Source organism: Halopseudomonas pelagia CL-AP6 (assembly GCF_000410875.1).
Taxonomy (GTDB): domain Bacteria; phylum Pseudomonadota; class Gammaproteobacteria; order Pseudomonadales; family Pseudomonadaceae; genus Halopseudomonas; species Halopseudomonas pelagia.
Genome location: NZ_AROI01000006.1, coordinates 275411 through 293726 on the forward strand (window position 1 = coordinate 275411; position 18316 = coordinate 293726).

Annotated in this window: 18 protein-coding genes; 9 read left to right on the forward strand and 9 right to left on the reverse strand. The window is 57.2% G+C overall.

All coding sequences use genetic code 11. The annotated features are described in order from the left end of the window. Positions 1 to 346: 346 nt before the first annotated feature. Entirely contained in the window at positions 347 to 1174 is an 828-nt protein-coding gene (locus tag K787_RS0105720; RefSeq protein WP_022961834.1) for a peptidoglycan DD-metalloendopeptidase family protein, read from the reverse strand. Positions 1175 to 1181: 7 nt separating this feature from the next. Continuing rightward, entirely contained in the window at positions 1182 to 2564 is a 1383-nt protein-coding gene (gene xseA / locus K787_RS0105725) for an exodeoxyribonuclease VII large subunit (RefSeq protein ID WP_022961835.1), read from the reverse strand. Positions 2565 to 2689: 125 nt separating this feature from the next. Between xseA and guaB the strand changes: the two genes are divergently transcribed. Continuing rightward, positions 2690 to 4159 carry an IMP dehydrogenase gene (gene guaB / locus K787_RS0105730; protein WP_022961836.1) on the forward strand — a complete coding sequence of 490 codons (1470 nt, stop codon included), beginning with the start codon at positions 2690 to 2692 and terminating at the stop codon, positions 4157 to 4159. A gap of 115 nt (positions 4160 to 4274) precedes the next feature. Next, positions 4275 to 5855 (forward strand): glutamine-hydrolyzing GMP synthase, encoded by a 1581-nt coding sequence (gene guaA / locus K787_RS0105735; protein WP_022961837.1) that lies wholly within the window; start codon positions 4275 to 4277, stop codon positions 5853 to 5855. A 58-nt stretch (positions 5856 to 5913) separates the two neighbouring features. Here the strand turns inward: guaA and K787_RS0105740 are convergent, their stop codons facing one another. The 5 genes from K787_RS0105740 to K787_RS0105760 are packed head-to-tail and all read right to left on the reverse strand — an operon-like array spanning position 5914 to position 10013. After that, on the reverse strand, positions 5914 to 6540 hold the full coding sequence (locus tag K787_RS0105740) for an ABC-type transport auxiliary lipoprotein family protein (protein ID WP_022961838.1): 627 nt from the start codon (positions 6538 to 6540) through the stop codon (positions 5914 to 5916). Beyond that, complete coding sequence (locus K787_RS0105745; RefSeq protein ID WP_022961839.1) at positions 6537 to 7475, reverse strand: MlaD family protein; 939 nt, start codon at positions 7473 to 7475, stop codon at positions 6537 to 6539. The genes K787_RS0105740 and K787_RS0105745 overlap by 4 nt, the downstream gene beginning before the upstream one ends. Next, complete coding sequence (locus tag K787_RS0105750; protein ID WP_028614643.1) at positions 7475 to 8278, reverse strand: ABC transporter ATP-binding protein; 804 nt, start codon at positions 8276 to 8278, stop codon at positions 7475 to 7477. The genes K787_RS0105745 and K787_RS0105750 overlap by 1 nt, the downstream gene beginning before the upstream one ends. A 5-nt stretch (positions 8279 to 8283) precedes the next feature. Continuing rightward, complete coding sequence (locus K787_RS22315) at positions 8284 to 9423, reverse strand: MlaE family ABC transporter permease (protein ID WP_022961841.1); 1140 nt, start codon at positions 9421 to 9423, stop codon at positions 8284 to 8286. A 53-nt stretch (positions 9424 to 9476) separates the two neighbouring features. Further along, the gene (locus K787_RS0105760) at positions 9477 to 10013 is read right to left on the reverse strand and encodes a Z-ring associated ZapG family protein (protein ID WP_152486787.1); all 537 of its coding nucleotides are present in this window, start codon (positions 10011 to 10013) and stop codon (positions 9477 to 9479) included. A gap of 148 nt (positions 10014 to 10161) precedes the next feature. On the opposite strand from K787_RS0105760, the gene K787_RS0105765 reads away from it, so the two are divergent. Continuing rightward, positions 10162 to 10788 (forward strand): alpha/beta hydrolase, encoded by a 627-nt coding sequence (locus K787_RS0105765; protein WP_022961843.1) that lies wholly within the window; start codon positions 10162 to 10164, stop codon positions 10786 to 10788. A 65-nt stretch (positions 10789 to 10853) separates the two neighbouring features. Then, a complete protein-coding gene (gene zapE / locus K787_RS0105770) occupies positions 10854 to 11945 on the forward strand; it encodes a cell division protein ZapE (protein ID WP_028614645.1) in 1092 nt (363 codons plus the stop codon). Positions 11946 to 11967: 22 nt separating this feature from the next. Here the strand turns inward: zapE and K787_RS0105775 are convergent, their stop codons facing one another. Both K787_RS0105775 and K787_RS0105780 read right to left on the reverse strand, forming a co-directional pair. Beyond that, on the reverse strand, positions 11968 to 12981 hold the full coding sequence (locus K787_RS0105775; protein ID WP_022961846.1) for a GlxA family transcriptional regulator: 1014 nt from the start codon (positions 12979 to 12981) through the stop codon (positions 11968 to 11970). Positions 12982 to 13143: 162 nt separating this feature from the next. Then, positions 13144 to 14184: an NADP(H)-dependent aldo-keto reductase gene (locus K787_RS0105780; protein ID WP_022961847.1), complete on the reverse strand. Its 1041-nt coding sequence runs from the start codon at positions 14182 to 14184 to the stop codon at positions 13144 to 13146. 285 nt (positions 14185 to 14469) lie between these two features. On the opposite strand from K787_RS0105780, the gene rplM reads away from it, so the two are divergent. From rplM to K787_RS0105805, 5 genes are all read left to right on the forward strand, one after another. Next, on the forward strand, positions 14470 to 14898 hold the full coding sequence (gene rplM / locus K787_RS0105785) for a 50S ribosomal protein L13 (protein ID WP_022961848.1): 429 nt from the start codon (positions 14470 to 14472) through the stop codon (positions 14896 to 14898). 12 nt (positions 14899 to 14910) lie between these two features. Further along, complete coding sequence (gene rpsI, locus K787_RS0105790) at positions 14911 to 15303, forward strand: 30S ribosomal protein S9 (RefSeq protein ID WP_022961849.1); 393 nt, start codon at positions 14911 to 14913, stop codon at positions 15301 to 15303. Between the two features lie 264 nt (positions 15304 to 15567). After that, positions 15568 to 16161 carry a ubiquinol-cytochrome c reductase iron-sulfur subunit gene (gene petA, locus K787_RS0105795; protein WP_022961850.1) on the forward strand — a complete coding sequence of 198 codons (594 nt, stop codon included), beginning with the start codon at positions 15568 to 15570 and terminating at the stop codon, positions 16159 to 16161. Next, entirely contained in the window at positions 16161 to 17384 is a 1224-nt protein-coding gene (locus K787_RS0105800) for a cytochrome b (protein WP_022961851.1), read from the forward strand. The genes petA and K787_RS0105800 overlap by 1 nt, the downstream gene beginning before the upstream one ends. Further along, positions 17384 to 18169, forward strand: coding sequence for a cytochrome c1 (locus K787_RS0105805; protein WP_022961852.1), 786 nt, complete (start codon positions 17384 to 17386; stop codon positions 18167 to 18169). Before K787_RS0105800 ends, K787_RS0105805 begins: the two co-directional genes overlap by 1 nt. Positions 18170 to 18316 lie beyond the last annotated feature (147 nt).

Consider the following 18316-nt stretch of genomic DNA (forward strand, 5'->3'; position numbering starts at 1 on the left):
GTATGTCCTGTTCTATTCGGCGCCTCGTGAGCGCAGTTGTGCTTTAAATAGGGTGTTGTTGCAGTAAAGTTAGTTGTTTGGGTTTTTTATTGCAATGCCGATTATAAAATCGCCACAAAATCCTGTTTACATGCGAATGGTGCAATTTATGTGCACTAATTTAGTAGGGTTTGGTGGTTTTTTGCGCCGATCGACCGCTGCTAATGTGGTGCGCTCGGGGATTGTCGCTGTCAGCCTGGCAGGGTTCCGAAAGACGCCGTGAATCCGTCCCTGGAGGCTTGGAGATAACATCCCTGTTATCTCCACTTTCTCCACCCTGCCAGGCTGAGTGCTATTTCGGGCCGCTTTAATGCATGTAGGCGCCGATAAAAATGGCGGGATCGACTCTGGCGTTGTTCAGGCTTACGTTCCAGTGCAGATGGGGCCCGGTGGCACGGCCGGTGGCGCCGACCTTGCCGAGTACTTCACCTCTGTCCAGTTCATCGCCCACCTTCACGCCGATCGATGACAGATGGCAGAACATGCTGATCAGGCCTTGGCCGTGGTCGACAAATACGGTTTGACCGTTGAAGAAGTAATCCCCCGTCAGGATCACTTTGCCTGCGGCGGGTGATTTAATCGGCGTGCCGCTGGGGGCGGCAAAATCCAGTCCGGAGTGCGGGTTGCGCTCTTCTCCGTTGAAAATGCGCCGCAGACCAAAGGCGCTGGATAACCGACCCTCGACCGGACGATCCAGCATCAGGTTGCTGGGCTGCCGTGGACTGAAGGTTTTGTAGGCGGCAATCTGCTCGTTCAGCTCGCGTTGAATGCGCTTGAGGTGTGCGGGGTCGGGCGTGACGTGTTGCTGGTTCTTGAGTGTGATGCGCTGGGCCGGGTACTCGCGGCTGCCCACGCTAAAGGCCAGCTTCTGGCCGTTATCCAGTTCCAGCTGTTCAGTCCCCGGCTTTACGGTCAGCGGAATGCCGGCTATCGCGATCCAGCGTTGGTTGTCTTCGCGTATGACCAGCACCGACTGGTCTTGATAACGCACCCGGGGCGCGCTGTCCTGTTCCGGCAACACGACTACGGCTACGCCGCCAGGTACTGGTTTGTTCAGCAGGCGGGTAATAAAGCCTTCGGCATGAACGGGCAGGCTCAGGCAGGCCATTAACAACAGGGCAATAAAGGCTTTCATTTAAGCGTCAATCCAGAAGTGGGAGGGTATGGGGTTGGTCCAGGTCGCTCTCGACCCTTAGTGCCAAACGGCCGTCGGCCAGGCGCGCTTCAACCCGCTGCCCGGGTTTGACGTCGGCGTGGCTGCGCAGTGCGCGACCCTGTTGATCGAGCAGAATGCTGTAACCGCGGCCCAGCGTTGCCAATGGGCTGACCAGGTGCAGGGTCTGGGCCAGATTGTCGAGCCGTTGCCGCCGCTGCTGCATGCCTTGGGCGATAGCCCTGGGCAGGCGCTGGTCAAACTGGTCCAGCCGCTGGCGCAGCAGAGCAAGGTGCCTACCCGGGTGCTGGGCCTGTAGCCGGGCGAGGAGGCGCTCGTGGCGCTGCCCCAATAGCGTCAGTTGCTGGCGTAGCGCGCGCTTGAGCCGCAGTTCGAAATCATCGAGTCGTTGTGCCTGCTGGGCTAGCCGCTCACCCGGATGGCGCAGGCGTCGGCGCAGGCTGTCCAAGCGCAGATGTTCACGTGCTAGGCGCTCACGCATGCGTTGTTGCAGTTGCCGGTGCACGCGCTCGACCTGCAGCAGCATCGCCTGCTGATCCGGGCTCAGGAGTTCGGCGGCGGCGGAGGGTGTGGGGGCGCGCACATCGGCGACAAAATCGCTGATGGAAATATCCGTTTCGTGCCCCACTGCGCTAATGGTCGGGGTTTGGCAGGCGGCCAGCGCCCGGGCGACCATCTCTTCATTGAAAGGCCACAAATCCTCCAGCGAGCCACCGCCGCGGGCAAGTATCAGTGCATCGAAGCCAGCCCGGTCAGCTAACTGCAACGCCTTGACGATCAGCGGCGCGGCTTCTCGCCCTTGCACGGGCGTAGGTACGATGATCAGTTCGATAAAGGGTGCGCGGCGGCCGAACACGCTGATAATGTCGCGCACGGCCGCGCCGCTCGGCGAGGTGATCACACCAATGCGCTTGGGATGTATCGGTAGCGGGCGTTTGCGTTCGGTGGCGAACAGGCCTTCGTCGGTGAGTTTGGCTTTCAGCGCGTCGAAAGCCTGGCGCAGCGCGCCATCACCGGCGCTTTCCATGCTGTCGACGATCAACTGGTAGTCGCCACGGCCTTCATACAGGCTGACGCGCCCGCGTACTCGGACTTGCAGGCCGTCACGCATGTCCATGCGCACGCGGCTGGCGTGTTGGCGGAAGAACGCGCAGCGGATCTGCGCTTTGCTGTCCTTCAGGCTGAAATATAGGTGCCCGGAGGAGGGTTTGGCCAGGTTGGAGAGCTCGCCTTCGACCCAAATCTGCGGGAATACATCTTCCAGGAGGCTGCGGGCGCGGGCATTGAGCTGGCTGACGCTAAGCACGTCGCGTTCGGCGGTCAATCGTTTAAACAGGGTCTCATCAGTCATGTGCCCATCTTAGCCTGCCTGGCAGTTTCAGAGAATAATTCCGTTGCAGAGCTGATAGCGATTGAGGCTGATGCCGGTGATAGGTATAATGCCTTGCTTCCATTTTCCCGCTCGGGAGCCCTGCTATGCTACGTGTAAGCCAAGAAGCCCTTACCTTTGATGATGTTCTGCTGGTGCCCGGATATTCTGAGGTCATGCCCAAGGACGTCAGTCTCAAGTCCCGGCTCACCCGGCGCATCGAACTCAATATCCCCCTGTTGTCCGCTGCAATGGACACCGTTACCGAAGCCCGTCTGGCGATTGCCATGGCGCAGGAAGGTGGCATGGGGATCATTCACAAGAATATGACCGTCGAGCAGCAGGCTGCCGAAGTTCGCAAGGTGAAAAAGTTTGAAGCCGGTGTGGTCAAAGATCCGATTACCATTGATGCCGACGCAACTGTGGGCGAACTGGTCGAGCTGACCCGCGTTAACAATATTTCCGGCGTGCCGGTTCTCTCTGCAGGCGAACTGGTCGGCATCGTGACCGCCCGCGATATCCGTTTTGAAATCCGTATGAATGCCAAGGTGCGCGAGGTCATGACCGGCAAAGAGAAGCTGGTTACGGTCAAGGAGGGCGTAAGTGCGGGCGCGGTGCGCGAGTTGTTACACCGCCATCGCATCGAGAAAGTGCTGATCGTTGATGACAACTTCGGCCTCAAGGGCATGATGACCGTCAAAGACATCGAAAAGTCCCGCGCCTACCCGAATGCCACCAAGGATGATCAGGGCCGTCTGCTGGTCGGCGCGGCGGTGGGTACTGGTGCGGATACAGCCGAGCGGATTGCCGCGCTTGCAGCAGCCGGTGTTGACGTGGTGGTAGTGGATACTGCGCACGGTCATTCACGTGGTGTGATCGAGCGGGTTCGCTGGGTCAAGGAAAACTATCCAGAGATTCAGGTCGTTGGCGGCAACATTGCTACGGCCGAAGCGGCTTTGGCGCTGGCCGAAGCCGGCGCGGATGCAGTCAAGGTAGGTATCGGTCCGGGCTCTATCTGCACCACGCGTATCGTTGCGGGTGTTGGTGTGCCGCAAATATCGGCAATTGCTGACGTGGCAACGGCGCTCAAGGGTATGAATGTGCCGGTGATTGCCGATGGCGGCATACGCTTCTCCGGTGATCTGGCCAAGGCCATTGCTGCTGGCGCTTCGGTGGTGATGATGGGCTCGATGTTCGCTGGCACCGAAGAGGCGCCGGGTGAGGTCGAGCTGTTCCAGGGCCGTTCCTACAAAGCTTATCGCGGTATGGGCTCGATGGGTGCCATGGCGCAGAGCCAGGGTTCATCGGATCGCTACTTCCAGGATTCCAGTGCAGGTGCCGAGAAGCTGGTGCCCGAGGGCATCGAAGGCCGGGTGCCTTACAAGGGGTCGCTGGCAGCCATCATCCATCAGTTGATGGGCGGCCTGCGGGCATCTATGGGCTATACCGGCAGCAGTGATATTCAGGAAATGCGCACCAAGCCGCAGTTCGTGCGTATCACCAGTGCGGGTATGAGCGAATCCCACGTCCATGACGTGCAGATCACCAAAGAATCGCCGAACTACCGCGTCGGTTGATTCAAGAATGCATCAGGCGCTGGCAGCCTGAGACTGAAGCTGGACGCACCTGCGCCAGCTTCTAGCTTTTCGCTGCCAGCTTACAGCTTCAAGCTCTGTCCGAAGGAAAGCTCCTATGCTCCATCAAGACATCCACGCCCACCGCATCCTGATTCTGGATTTCGGCTCGCAGTACACTCAATTGATCGCCCGCCGTGTGCGTGAAATTGGGGTTTATTGTGAGATTCGCGCCTGGGATATGGACGAGGCCGAGATCAGCGCCTTTGCCCCCAAGGGCATCATCCTCGCCGGTGGTCCTGAATCGGTGCCGCAGGCAGGTTCGCCGCGTGCTCCGAGTATCGTCTATGAACTGGGTGTGCCGGTGCTGGGCATCTGCTACGGCATGCAAACCATGGCCGAGCAGTTGGGCGGCAAGGTGCAGGGTTCGGAAAAGCATGAGTTCGGTTACGCGCGAGTGGACATTGTTGGCAAAAGCAGCTTCCTGTCCGGTATTGAAGATCATATCGACGATGATGGTCTGCTGAGCCTGGATGTATGGATGAGCCACGGCGACAAGGTCATCGATCTGCCCGAGGGTTTTCATCTTCTGGCCAGCACACCCAGCTGTGCGATTGCCGCGATGGGCGATGAAAGCCGCCACTTCTATGGTGTGCAGTTCCACCCGGAAGTCACTCACACCCGCCAGGGCCAACGCATTCTGTCGCGTTTCATTCTGGATCTGTGCGGTTGTGAAGCACTGTGGACGGCGTCGAACATCGTTGAAGACGCGGTGGCCAACGTGCGTGCCCAGGTCGGTGAGGCCAACGTATTGCTTGGCCTGTCTGGCGGCGTGGACTCTTCAGTGGTCGCAGCATTGCTGCATCAGGCGATTGGCGAGCAACTGACCTGTGTGTTTGTCGATAACGGCCTGCTGCGTCTGCATGAAGGCGAGCAGGTAATGGCCATGTTCGCCGAGAACATGGGCGTGAAAGTAATTCGCGTCAACGCCGAAGACAAGTTTCTCTCGCGGCTGCTGGGTGTGACTGACCCGGAAGAAAAGCGCAAGATTATCGGCCGTACCTTTATCGAAGTCTTCGATGAAGAAGCGACCAAACTCAAGGGCGTGAAATACCTGGCCCAGGGCACCATCTATCCGGATGTGATTGAGTCGGCAGGCTCGAAGAACGGCAAGGCGCATGTAATCAAATCGCACCACAATGTCGGCGGCTTACCAGACGACATGGCCTTCGAGCTGGTCGAGCCGTTGCGTGAATTATTCAAGGACGAGGTGCGCAAGATTGGTCTGGAGCTGGGTCTGCCCTATGACATGGTTTACCGTCATCCTTTCCCTGGTCCGGGTTTGGGTGTGCGCATTCTGGCGGAGGTCCGTAAGGACTATGCCGATATTCTGCGCCGCGCGGATTACATTTTTATCGAAGAGCTGCACAAGGCTGATCTGTACCAGAAAGTCAGCCAGGCCTTTGCCGTGTTCCTGCCGGTCAAGTCCGTAGGGGTAGTGGGCGATGGCCGCCGCTATGAGTGGGTTATCGCGCTGCGTGCGGTGGAAACTATCGACTTTATGACCGCACGCTGGGCGCATCTGCCTTACGAATTCCTAGAGATAGTGTCCAACCGCATCATTAACGAAATCCTTGGTGTGTCGCGGGTAACCTACGACATCTCCAGCAAGCCGCCAGCGACCATTGAGTGGGAGTGAGGTGGGCTGCTGAGCAATAAAAAACCGCCTGCATGGCGGTTTTTTATTGCTCGCAACCTTATTTTACTTCGTAGCCTTGCAGACTCTCGGTGCTCCAGCGAATCAGTTGTTCTGCCAGTTCGTCTGCGGCCAATTTGAAACCGCTGACGACGCCTGCAATCTGCGGGTTGTCGAGGGGTTGTTCAACCAGAAAATGCTGCGCGGCGATCACACTGCGTGAATTTGGGTTGATCAGTCGCGCGTCCAATTCAATAACGGCCCTGGGTGATGAGCCATTGTAGCGCACCTGAAATTGGCGCAGATCGCTGCCCAAATGCACGTCAGAGCGCAGCGCATGCTCGTCGGTTGTGATCCCGGTCGCGGATACCTGTTGGGTAAAGGCTTTAGCGAGGTGTTCGCGCAGCAGAGCCGGCACCGGGTCGGTCCAGCGTGCCCCTTTGTAGGTGCTGACCTGGTCGCCATCGGGGTTGACCAGCATGCGTGGGCTGCTTAGTGCAAAGCCAGCTTGCGGGGTATTGATGCGCAATGAGGGTAATGACTGGGCTGCAGGTGACGCTTGCATTTGCGGGGCCGGTAATTGGTAAACCGATAGGGGCTCCGACTCAGGCAATACCGAGCATGCCGCCAGTGACATCGCGGCAACCGCGGCCATGGCGGTACGCGTCAGGAAATGGCGCTTGTTCACGGTTCAAACTCCTCGATACTGTCGCGGCCCAGCAGGAAGCGGGTCGGGTTGTCTTCCAAGCGGCGGGTGATGCTGCGTAGCGAGCCTAGGCTACCGCGCAGTTCGTTGATGGCTGGTTCTAGCTGACCCAAACCCTGCATGCCGGTGGCGAAGGCCTCACTATTGTCCGTCAGCATGCCCTCCAGGACGGCGCTGGTGCGGGCGATGGAAGCCAAAGCCTGTTCTGCCCCATCCAGCGTGCGGCTGCCCTGATCGTTGAGCAGGCTGTCGGCATTGGCCATCAGCTGCGTGGTTTGTTCCAGGGTCTGGCCGGCCTGGCGGCTGACGGTGGTCAGCTCGTTGATCAGCACGTCCAGATTGTCGCCCTGCTCAGCGATGCTGGTAGTGGCTTTCTCGATGGACTCCATAGTGCGGGTGAAACTGCCGACATTCTCGTCGGAGAGAATGCTCCGTGCGCTGGACATAAGCTGATTGATATTGGTCATCAGATCCTCGCCATCGGCCAGTAGTGCCGATATGGGCGAAGGCGATGCGACAATGATCGGGTCTTGATTGCCTTTGCCGATCAGCAACGGGCTGGAGGGTTCGCCATGACTGAGCTCGATGACTGAGGTTCCGGTGATGCCGGTGAATGATAGTCGGGCACGGGTGTCTTCCTTGATCGGGATGTTGGCTTCGACGCGAATGCGCGCCAGTACCCGGCGGGGGTCTTTTGGGTCGAGGCTCAGCGTGCTGATATCGCCGATCTTGATGCCGCTGTATTGCACTGCACTGCCGCGGGACAGGCCGGTGACGGCCTGGTTGAAGACCACGGTATAGTTCTTGTATTCCGTGCTGGTGCTGGTGTTGCTTAACCAGATGGCAAAGAATATGGCCGCCCCTGCGGCAATCAGGGTGAACAGGCCAATCAAAACGTGATGGGCTCGGGTTTCCATTAGCGACTGGACTCCAACGGGTGTTGACGGTTGACGGCTTGAGCCGCGGCGCGGCCGCGGGGGCCATGAAAGTAATCCTGGATCCACGGGTTATCGGTGGCTGCCACATTCTCCAGCGTGTCCGCTACCAGGACCCGACGATCCGATAATACGGCGATTCGGTCGCAGATGGCATACAGGGTATCCAGATCGTGGGTGACCAGGAACACGGTGAGGCCCATGGCATCGCGCAGCATTTTGATCAGGTCGTCGAACGCGGCCGCCCCGATGGGGTCAAGGCCCGCCGTGGGTTCGTCCAGAAACAGAATGTCCGGGTCAAGCGCCAGTGCCCGGGCCAGAGCGGCCCGTTTGACCATGCCGCCCGACAGTTCGGACGGATATTTGGCCCCGGCCAAGGCCGGTAGCCCGGCCAGGGCTAACTTCATTTTGGCTAAATGCTCCGCGTCTTCACGGCTGAGTCCCGAGTGTTCTATCAAGGGTAGTGCGATGTTCTCGGCGACGGTCAGTGAGGAAAACAGCGCGCCCCGCTGGAAAAGCACCCCGAAACGTCGCTCGTACTGCGAGCGCGCTTCATTGCTGAGTGCCTGCAGATCCTTGCCAAATACACGAACACTGCCGGCGTCCGGGCGATGCAGGCCGACAATGGAGCGCAGCAGTACCGATTTGCCGGTACCTGAGCCGCCAACCACGCCAAGAATTTCGCCTTGGTAAATATCCAAGTCAAGGTTCTCATGGATCGTTTGCGTGCCGAAGCGGTTCAGCAGGCCATTGACCTGAACCAGCGGTGCGGATGTGTCAGCCACTGTATTCACCAGCCCATCTCCATATAAAACATCGCGGCCATGGCATCCACCAGAATGACAACGAATATCGACTGCACCACGCTCGAGGTGGTGTGCTCACCGACCGACTCGGCGCTGCCGCTGACCTTCAGCCCTTCCAGGCAGCCGATAATCGCAATCAGCAGGGCAAAAATTGGCGCCTTGGCGATGCCGAGGAAGAAATGCCGGGCTTCGACATTCTGCTGCAGCATACTGAGAAACATGGTGGGTGATATATCCAGCGCCAGGGCACAGACCAGGGCGCCGCCGAACAGGCCTGACAGCATCGCTACGAGTGTCAGAATCGGCAGAGCGATGAGCATGGCCAATACTCTGGGGAGCACCAGAATGTCCATTGGATTCAGGCCCAGGGCGCGTATGGCATCAATTTCTTCATTGGCTTTCATGGAGCCAATCTGTGCGGTGAAGGCGCTAGCGGTCCTGCCGGCCATCAAAATAGCCGTCAGCAGTACGGCAAACTCGCGCAGGAACGAAAAAGCCACCAGATCGACGGTATAGATGCTCGCGCCAAAGCTGTCCAATACGGTGGCACCGAGAAAGGCGATGACGGCTCCGACCATAAACGTCAGCAGTGCGACAATGGGCACCGCGTTCAGGGCGGTCTGCTCTATTTGTGCGACCACGGCGGTGACGCGCCACCTGCGCGGGCGTAGCAGGTTGGCTGCCAGGCTGGCCAGGGTCAGGCCGGTAAAGCCGAGCAGCTCAACCAGATGCCCCCAAAATACCGCTGTTGCCTTGCCGGTGCGCTCCAGCAGCTCGACCAGCAGGGAGCCACTGCGTGGTCGGTGTGCCTCTTTCTCATCGAGACTCTGCGCTATTCGTCGCAGCAGTATTCGACGCTCCTCGGGTAGCTGTCCTGGCTGGTCGGTCAACTGCTCCAGTTGCGCCCGGCCCAGCAGCTCTGCAAGTAATTGGGCGCCGGCGGTATCCAGCTTGTCCAGGCGCTCCATATCGACTTGAGTGATGGCTGTGGCATGCCGCTGGGCCGCTGCGGTCAGACGCCGTAACTGGCTGTAATGCTCAAGCAACCAATCCCCGGAGATGACTAGCAGTCCGGGGTTGTCTTTGCTGAAAGAGAAGAAGGGGTTTTGGTCGGTGACCGGCATGCTGGATGGTGTCCGGACAAGTTGCCCGCGACGCCGTCGCGGGCGGGGCTGAATCAGGGCTTGCGCTTGATACCGTAGCTTTCCGACAACGTGCCTGGCATATCCTGCATCTTGGGCGCGTAATCACGCGGTGGCTCCAGGCTGTCGAATACCGGTTCCGACGTGCTGCGCGTACTCACGGACGGGCCGACCTGATCTTCCAGTGCCGCCAAAAGACGCTGTCGAGTTATGTCGTCCGGTGACAGGTCCATGGCGCCCTGGGTCAGGTGCTCTTGAATATCCTTGTAGCTACGATTCAGGCGCGATACCAGGTTGGCGGTGGTTTTAAAATGACTCGACACCTCCTGCTGATATTCTTCGAAACGCAGTTGCAGGCTCTCAAGTTGGGCCTGAGTACCAGTCGTGCTGCCGCCGCTCACGCGTCGGGCCAGCTGAGTGAGAATAATGCCGATGACGATGCCCAGTGCCAGGGCAATCGCGGCTGCAATCCAGAGGTTTTCGCTTGCTTGCACCTTGGGTCCCTCAATGATGTCTGATTGGTCGAATACTTTGATATAGACGATACGCTTTAGCTCTAACGGTAACGGCATTTCAATCCCAAGGCTAGTGCCCTGCATGCTGCTTTGGTCAAATTGCCTGGGAGCCTGCCTACCGATGCGCTGTATCTGCTACCCTTTTGCGACGGCAGTTACAGGTTGCGACGACAGTTAAAGGTTAGCAGTCACGGGAGAAGCGTTAATGAGCAGCAGTACGGAAGAGCGTCTGATGATTGAGGGGCCGGCAGGAGTATTGGAGCTGCTGGTGACCCGAGTAAATAATCCGCGCGCCCTGGCAGTGGTTTGTCATCCAAATCCGGCGCAGGGCGGAACGATGACTAATAAGGTGGTGCATACGCTGATGCGTGCAGCGCGAGACCAGCATGCCTGTGTAGTACGCTTCAATTTTCGTGGCGTGGGCAAAAGTGCGGGGCAGCAAACGGGTGGTCTGGGCGAGATTGATGACTGCCTGGCGGTGGTTGAATGGGCGCAGAATGAGTTCGACCTGCCCCTGTGGTTGATGGGCTTCTCTTTCGGTGGCTATGTGGCCGCTGCCGCAGCAGGTCTAATGACTACCGCGCCCGCGCGCCTGCTGTTGGTGGCTCCTTCCGTAGAGCGCCATCCCTTTGCCGAGCTGATGCCGCTGGCGTGCCCTGCAGTGGTGATGATGGGCGAGGCGGACGACGTGGTGGCGCCCTCGGCCGTATTCGGTTTGCTTGAGGGGCAGCCGGGAGTTGAGGTAAAGCGCTTTGCCGAGACCGGGCATTTCTTTCACGGCCGGCTCGTGGAGCTGAAAGAGTCCGTGGAAAACCTCCTTAACTTAGGTTGATTGCCAACCATCATGGTGGGCGGTAGAGTACCGCCCCCATTGACTTAGCCTAGGGTCACCCGCCTATGACACCCCTTGCACGCTATAAGGCTGATCTTCAGCGTCCAGATTTTGTCCGCGATCCCGCGCAGGAGCAGGCGGTGCGCCATCTCCAGCGCCTTTTTGATGAGTTGGTGGCGGCCGAATCGAGCAAGTCCAGCCTGTTCGGAAAACTGTTGGGAAGAAAGGCCGAACCGGTCAAGGGTTTGTATTTCTGGGGTGGGGTAGGGCGGGGCAAGACCTATTTGGTGGACACCTTCTTTGACGCGTTGCCGTTCGAGCGCAAGATGCGCACGCACTTTCACCGCTTTATGCAGCGCGTGCATCATGAGCTGAAGGGGCTCAAAGGGGAAAAGAACCCGTTGACACTGATCGCCAGCCAGTTTGCCGAAGAGGCGCGGGTTATCTGTTTCGACGAGTTCTTTGTCTCGGATATCACCGATGCGATGATTCTGGGTACCTTGATGGAAGAGCTGTTCAAAAATGGTGTGACGCTGGTGGCCACATCCAACATTGTGCCCGACGGCCTGTATAAGAATGGCCTGCAGCGCGCTCGCTTCCTACCCGCGATTGCGCTGTTGAATAGCCACACCGAGGTGGTCAACGTAGACAACGGTGTGGACTATCGACTGCGGGCGCTGGAGCAGGCGGAGCTGTATTACTGGCCGCTGGACGAAGGTGCCAATGCCAGCCTGCAGCAGAGCTACGAGAGCCTGGTGCCGGATCTGGAAGAGTCGGTAGAGGGTGAAGTGCTGACTGTCGAAAATCGATCGGTTCGTTCCATTCGAGTCTGTGAGGACGTCGGCTGGTTCGAATTTCGCGAGCTGTGTGATGGCCCGCGTAGCCAGAATGATTACATCGAGCTGGCAAAAGTATTCCACGCAGTACTGCTGGCCAATGTCGAGCAAATGGACGCGTCCAAGGACGATATGGCCAGACGTTTTGTCAATATGGTTGACGAGTTCTATGACCGCAACGTCAAGCTGATCTTGTCCGCCGAGGTCGAATTAAAAGATCTGTATACCGGTGGGCGTCTGAGTTTCGAGTTTCAGCGTACGCTCAGTCGCTTGCTGGAGATGCAGTCGCACGAGTTCCTTGCCCGTGCGCACAAGCCCTGAGGTCGTTCCGTATGTCCGGATCTCAGTGGCTGGATTGTTGAAACTGGCGGCGATACTGATTCGGTGACAGGTCGGTATGCTGGCGAAAGAGCCGGGCAAAAAAGCTCGCGTCGTCATAGCCCACATCGTAGCTGATGGTTTTTATGCTGCGCCTTGTCGTGCTCAAGAGGTTCTTTGCCGTCTCAATGCGCAGCCGCTGCAAATAATGCAGCGGCTTGTCACCGGTGGCGGATTGGAAGCGTCGCATGAAATTGCGGATGCTCATGCCATGCTGGCTGGCGACGTCCTCAAAGCGGAATTTGTCGGAAAAATGTTCCTCTAGCCAGTGCTGGATCTGCAATATTGCTACGTCCTGGTGCAGCTTTTGCCCACCAAAACCGATGATGCCAGGGGTATAGCTGCGCTGCACTTCATATAGGGTGTCGCGTGCCACCGCTTGCGCTACTTGGCTGCCACACAGCCGCTCAATCAGGTGAATGGCCAGGTCGCAGCCAGAGGTGACGCCGGCCGCGCAGTAGATATTGTCGGCATCGGTGATGTGTTTGTCCTTGCACAAAATCACATCGGGAAAGCGCTCGCTAAACTCTTCAAAAAAGCGCCAATAGGTGGTGGCTTCGCGGCCATTCAATAATCCGGCGGCGGCAATCCAGAACACCCCAGTAGCCTCTGCGCTGATCAACGTACCCCTGGCATGTTCTGCTTGTAACCAGGGAACCACATCGGGATAACGCTCAAGCATCTGATCGAAATCGCCCCAAAATGCCGGCAACATGATCAATTGCGGACGCAGAGCGCTGAGGGTGGCGTCTGTGGCAATGCGGTCCTGGCTGAAGCTGGTGACTGGCAGGGTGTCGTGGGCGACGATGGAAGTACGGAACCCTGGTGTCAGGCCGTGGCCTCGGCGTCTGCCGTCGCGCAGGCTGGCCATGTGGAAAAAATCCTTGGCCTGCATAAGGGTGGAGGCGATGACGCCGTCAGTGGCGAGTATGGCCACCTGGCGCAGGGGCGTTGAGGGTGGAGTAATAGGTGTTGTCATATGGCTCATTATTATAGGCTGTTTCGGCCAGTATATGACTAAAGCATCTTAAGGTTTGGCGCAAGTGTCTTGTTTGGCTCGTTAGTCGTAGCAATATTGCTGAATGGTTAAGCGGCTGCCGCGAGGATGGCCCCGCGACAGTGCAAATCTGCGAACGTGAAATCAGGGTGCTGGGTTGGGTTGGCTCTGATGGATCTCGGCAATGGCTTCGAGGATGGCGTCGGTCAGCCCCATGTTCACGCTGCTCAAATTGCGATTGAGCTGATCCATGTTGGTGGCACCAATAATATTGCTGGTGACGAAGGGTTGTCGGGTGACGAACGCCAATGCCATTTGTGCCGGGTCCAGGCCGTGATCTCGGGCGAGCTGCACATAGCGAGCACAGGCCCTTTGCGCCTGAGGGTTAGTGTAACGACTGAAGCGGCTAAATAGTGTCAGCCGGCCTTTTTCCGGTCGCAGACCATTTAGATATTTACCGGTCAGTGTGCCGAAAGCCAATGGCGAGTAGGCCAGAAGACCCGTTTGCTCGCGTAGAGACATCTCTGCCAGGCCCACCTCATAACTGCGGTTGAGGAGATTGTAGGGGTTTTGAATCGATGCAATGCGTGGCCAGCCACGGCTCTCAGCCAGATGTAAAAAGCGACTGACGCCCCAGGGCGTTTCGTTAGACAGGCCGATATGGCGAATTTTGCCAGCTTTGACCATCTCATCGAGTACCTCGAGGGTATCTTCGATCGGGGTTATAAGCTCGTCGGGGTTGTGTTTGTAGCCAAGGTTGCCGAAAAAATTGGTGTTGCGATCCGGCCAATGCAACTGATAAAGATCGATATAGTCGGTTTGCAGGCGTGTCAGGCTGGCGTCCAGCGCAGCGGTCAGGTGGTCGCGATTAAAGCGCGTCTTGCCGTCGCGGATGTGCGGTAGCCAGTCGCCGGGGCCAGCCACCTTACTGGCCAATATCCAGTTCTCGCGATGGCCTCGCTCAGCAAAGTAATTGCCGATAATGCGCTCGGTTTCGCCGTAGGTCGCTGCCACCGGCGGAACCGGGTACATCTCAGCGGCATCGATAAAGTTGACCCCCGCATCCTTGGCCCGATCAATTTGGGCAAAGGCGTCCTTCTGGGTGTTCTGTTCGCCCCAGGTCATGCTGCCGAGACAGAGTGCGCTGACCTTGAGTTTGCTGCGGCCGAGTGGGCGGTATTGCATGGGTTTACTCCCAGTGGATCGGTAAAGGACTGATTATTGACCATAAGCTGAGCTAAAGTAGCGGTAAATGTAAATAAGGGTTGTAATTTTTAGCTCCCTTGGCATAATGCCGCCACTTTCGACAGGATGCCTAGCCTGTCGTTGTTGTTTACAGCGCAGATGCCACCCAGACCCACGCAGCCCCCACTGAGTGTCTGTTCTAGGCTTTGTTGTCTTGTAAAAACACATTTCATTCTGTAAGATTCGCCCTCTTCTAAACAAGAGTGGCCTCTGAGGCTAGGATTAATGAAAACCTTCAGCGCCAAACCTGAAACCGTAAAACGCGATTGGTACATTGTAGATGCTACCGGTCTGACCCTGGGTCGCCTGGCTACCGAAGTGGCTACACGCCTTCGCGGTAAGCACAAGCCCGAGTACACGCCGCACGTCGATACTGGCGATTATATCGTCATCATCAACGCGGAAAAGATTCATGTGACGGGTAACAAGGCTCAGGACAAGATCTACTACAGCCACTCCGGTTTTCCGGGCGGTATCAAGTCGATCAGCTTCGAAAAGCTCGTTGTACGTGCTCCAGAGCGCATCATCGAGTCAGCCGTCAAAGGCATGTTGCCGAAGAACCCCTTGGGTCGTGCAATGTACCGCAAGATGAAAGTGTACAAAGGTGCAGTTCATCCGCATGCGGCTCAGCAACCCCAAGAACTCAAGGTCTAATAGGAGCATACTATGTCGGCGACACAAAACTACGGTACTGGCCGTCGTAAAACTGCCACCGCTCGGGTGTTCCTACGTCCGGGTAATGGCAGCATCCAGATCAACAACCGCACCATCGAGAACTTCTTCGGTCGTGAGACAGCGCGCATGGTTGTTCGCCAGCCGCTGGAACTGACTGAAAACGTCTCCAAGTTCGACGTGTTTGTCACCGTCAAAGGCGGCGGCACTACTGGTCAGGCTGGCGCGATCCGTCACGGTATCACTCGTGCTCTGATGGAATATGACGAAACACTGCGTGGCGTGTTGCGCAAAGCTGGTTTCGTTACGCGTGATGCTCGTGAAGTTGAACGTAAGAAAGTGGGTCTGCGTAAAGCGCGTAAGCGTCCTCAGTACTCCAAGCGTTAAGTCGCAAGACTTACCCGCAAAGCGCCCGGCCTCCTATTGGATACCGGGCGTTTTTGTATCTGCGGCAAAATGCCGCTTACGCTCTAGTGCGCTGGAAAGCTCCGTAATTCAAGGTGTTTAGCCGGATCTCTGTGGTTAATGATGAATACTTCACCTTGTCAAAAATGGGGTTTTTCATTAACATCGGATTCATTTTGTGCATGCGGATTAAAACTCTTAAAAGGGCTTACAAAAGGCCTGAATTAGCAGATGGGAGACGACTGGATGAGTAATGACGGCGTTAACAATGGCCGGCGTCGCTTCCTGGTGGCAGCCACAGGTGTTGTGGGTGCGGCCGGAGCCGTAGGGGTGGCAGTACCCTTCGTGGGATCGTGGTTCCCGAGCGCCAGAGCCAAGGCGGCAGGTGCGCCGGTCCGGGTAAATATCGGCAAGCTGGAAGCGGGGCAGCAGATTATTGCTGAATGGCGCGGCCAGCCTGTGTTTATTTCCCGCCGTACACCCGAGGCGCTAGCAATCCTCGAGGAGAATGTCGCTGTTCTGGCTGATCCTGAGTCCGAGTCCTCAGATCAGCCCGACTATGTCGATCTGCACACCCGGGCGATCAGGCCGGAGGTGCTGGTGGTCATGGGTATCTGTACGCATCTGGGCTGTTCTCCTTTGTTTCGTCCCGAGGTGGCTTCCGCCGACATGGGTAACGAATGGAAGGGTGGCTATTTTTGCCCCTGCCACAGCTCCCGTTACGATATGGCTGGCCGTGTCCACCGCGGGCAGCCTGCCCCGTTGAACCTGCCGGTCCCACCCCATTCCTATGAGACCGATGAGATCATTGTTATCGGCCTGGATGAGGAGTCTGCCTGATGAGCAAGCTGAATAACTGGATCAACGAGCGGATGTCCGTTAATCGGGTGGTCGAAGATCACCTGACCAAATACTACGCTCCCAAGAACTTCAACTTTTTCTATTTTTTCGGCTCGCTGGCGATGCTGGTGCTGGTCAACCAGATTGTGACCGGTATTTGGCTGACCATGAGTTACGAGCCCTCGGGCGATGGCGCATTCGCCTCCATCGAATACATCATGCGTGATGTCGAATATGGCTGGCTGTTACGTTACATGCACTCCACCGGCGCTTCTGCGTTCTTCGTGGTGATCTATCTGCATATGCTTCGCGGCATCATGTACGGGTCCTACCAAAAGCCCCGTGAGCTGATCTGGTTGTTTGGCATGACCATCTATCTGGTGCTGATGGCTGAAGCCTTCATGGGCTATCTGCTGCCTTGGGGGCAAATGTCCTACTGGGGGGCGCAGGTGATCATCTCGCTGTTCGGTGCGATTCCGTTTATCGGGCCGGACCTGCAGCAGTGGATTCGTGGCGACTATCTGATCTCCGGGATCACCCTGAACCGATTCTTCGCGCTGCATGTAGTCGCCTTGCCGATCGTCCTGCTTGGACTGGTGGTTCTGCACATCATTGCGCTGCATGAGGTGGGTTCCAACAACCCGGACGGCGTGGATATCAAGAAGCACAAGGATGAGAATGGCAAGCCGCTGGATGGTATCGCATTCCACCCTTACTACACCGTCAAGGATATTGTCGGCGTCGTGGTATTCCTGTTTGTTTTCTGCATCGTGGTGTTCTTCTTCCCCGAAATGGGCGGCTTCTTCCTTGAAAAGCCCAACTTCGAGATTGCCAATCAGCTGAAAACGCCTGTTCACATTGCACCGGTGTGGTACTTCACGCCCTTCTACGCGATTTTGCGCGCAGTTCCGGCTATTGGTGGTTCGGCATTCCCGGGTGTAGTGGCCATGGGTGCTGCGATTGCCGTGTTGTTTGTGCTGCCCTGGCTGGACCGCAGTCCAGTACGCTCCATCCGCTATAAAGGCTGGATGAGCAAAGTTGCGCTGGTGGTGTTCTGCATCTCCTTTGTGATCCTGGGTATTCTGGGTGCTATCCCCGGTAATGACACTCGGACTCTGATTTCGCAGATCTGCACCGTTTTGTACTTCGCCTTCTTCATACTCATGCCGTTCTATTCCAGCATGGAGAAGACTAAACCCGTCCCGGAGAGGGTTACTGGCTAATGAAAAAGCAATTGATTGCACTGTTGTTTGCACTCGTGCCCGTAGTGGCCCTGGCAGCGCCAGCCGGTGCGCCATTGGAGTCGGCTAATATCGACCCGCATGACAAGGCCTCTCTGCAGGACGGCGCGCGTACTTTCGTTAACTACTGCATGGGTTGCCATTCCGCGCAATACCAGCGGTATGAGCGTGTCGCGACCGACCTGGACATTCCGGAAGAGTTGATGCTCGATAACCTGGTGTTTTCTCAAGGTAGTCTGATCGGCGACCATATGAAGATTGGTATGCGTCAGGCTGATTCCAAGCTGTGGTTTGGTGCTGCGCCACCTGACTTGACCAACGTTGCCCGTGTTCGTGGTGAAGACTGGTTATACAGCTACCTGAAGACCTTTTATGAAGATCCTTCCCGCCCCTACGGCGTCAACAACAAGGTTTTTGCCAACGTCGGCATGCCTAACGTGTTGGCTGAGCTTCAGGGGCGCCAGGTGATTGGTTGCAAGGCTATGCCGGTAACGGACAAAAGCGGCAAGGTTCAGCGCGATCCGCTGAGCGGCGATACCCTCAAAGACGAGCAGTGCGATGTGCTGACCGTGGTTGAAGGTACTGGCACCCAATCCGAGGAAGAGTTTGATACCACGGTGCGTAACCTGGTGAACTTCCTGGCTTACTCGGCTGATCCGATCAAGCTGGAGCGTCATCGCATCGGTACCTACGTGCTGCTTTATCTTGCGTTCTTGTTCGTGTTTGCCTACCTGCTCAAGCGTGAGTATTGGAGAGATATTCACTAACTAACGCTTTTTCAGGATCAATTGCGCGCCCTTTGGGGCGCGCTCTTGTTTCTGGGGTATAATGCGTCACTACTAATTGAGGCGGTTCTTGTTATGAGCCCGTCTTGCGTACCTGCGCAGCAGCGCGATCTGTTGTTACCGCAATCC

Coding starts and splice junctions, on each gene's coding strand:
- K787_RS0105720 (WP_022961834.1), bottom strand. CDS start 1,174: ATGAAAGCCTTTATTGCCCTGTTGTTAATGGCCTGCCTGAGCCTGCCC.
- xseA (WP_022961835.1), bottom strand. CDS start 2,564: ATGACTGATGAGACCCTGTTTAAACGATTGACCGCCGAACGCGACGTG.
- guaB (WP_022961836.1), top strand. CDS start 2,690: ATGCTACGTGTAAGCCAAGAAGCCCTTACCTTTGATGATGTTCTGCTG.
- guaA (WP_022961837.1), top strand. CDS start 4,275: ATGCTCCATCAAGACATCCACGCCCACCGCATCCTGATTCTGGATTTC.
- K787_RS0105745 (WP_022961839.1), bottom strand. CDS start 7,475: ATGGAAACCCGAGCCCATCACGTTTTGATTGGCCTGTTCACCCTGATT.
- K787_RS22315 (WP_022961841.1), bottom strand. CDS start 9,423: ATGCCGGTCACCGACCAAAACCCCTTCTTCTCTTTCAGCAAAGACAAC.
- K787_RS0105760 (WP_152486787.1), bottom strand. CDS start 10,013: ATGCCGTTACCGTTAGAGCTAAAGCGTATCGTCTATATCAAAGTATTC.
- K787_RS0105765 (WP_022961843.1), top strand. CDS start 10,162: ATGAGCAGCAGTACGGAAGAGCGTCTGATGATTGAGGGGCCGGCAGGA.
- zapE (WP_028614645.1), top strand. CDS start 10,854: ATGACACCCCTTGCACGCTATAAGGCTGATCTTCAGCGTCCAGATTTT.
- K787_RS0105775 (WP_022961846.1), bottom strand. CDS start 12,981: ATGACAACACCTATTACTCCACCCTCAACGCCCCTGCGCCAGGTGGCC.
- K787_RS0105780 (WP_022961847.1), bottom strand. CDS start 14,184: ATGCAATACCGCCCACTCGGCCGCAGCAAACTCAAGGTCAGCGCACTC.
- rplM (WP_022961848.1), top strand. CDS start 14,470: ATGAAAACCTTCAGCGCCAAACCTGAAACCGTAAAACGCGATTGGTAC.
- rpsI (WP_022961849.1), top strand. CDS start 14,911: ATGTCGGCGACACAAAACTACGGTACTGGCCGTCGTAAAACTGCCACC.
- petA (WP_022961850.1), top strand. CDS start 15,568: ATGAGTAATGACGGCGTTAACAATGGCCGGCGTCGCTTCCTGGTGGCA.
- K787_RS0105800 (WP_022961851.1), top strand. CDS start 16,161: ATGAGCAAGCTGAATAACTGGATCAACGAGCGGATGTCCGTTAATCGG.
- K787_RS0105805 (WP_022961852.1), top strand. CDS start 17,384: ATGAAAAAGCAATTGATTGCACTGTTGTTTGCACTCGTGCCCGTAGTG.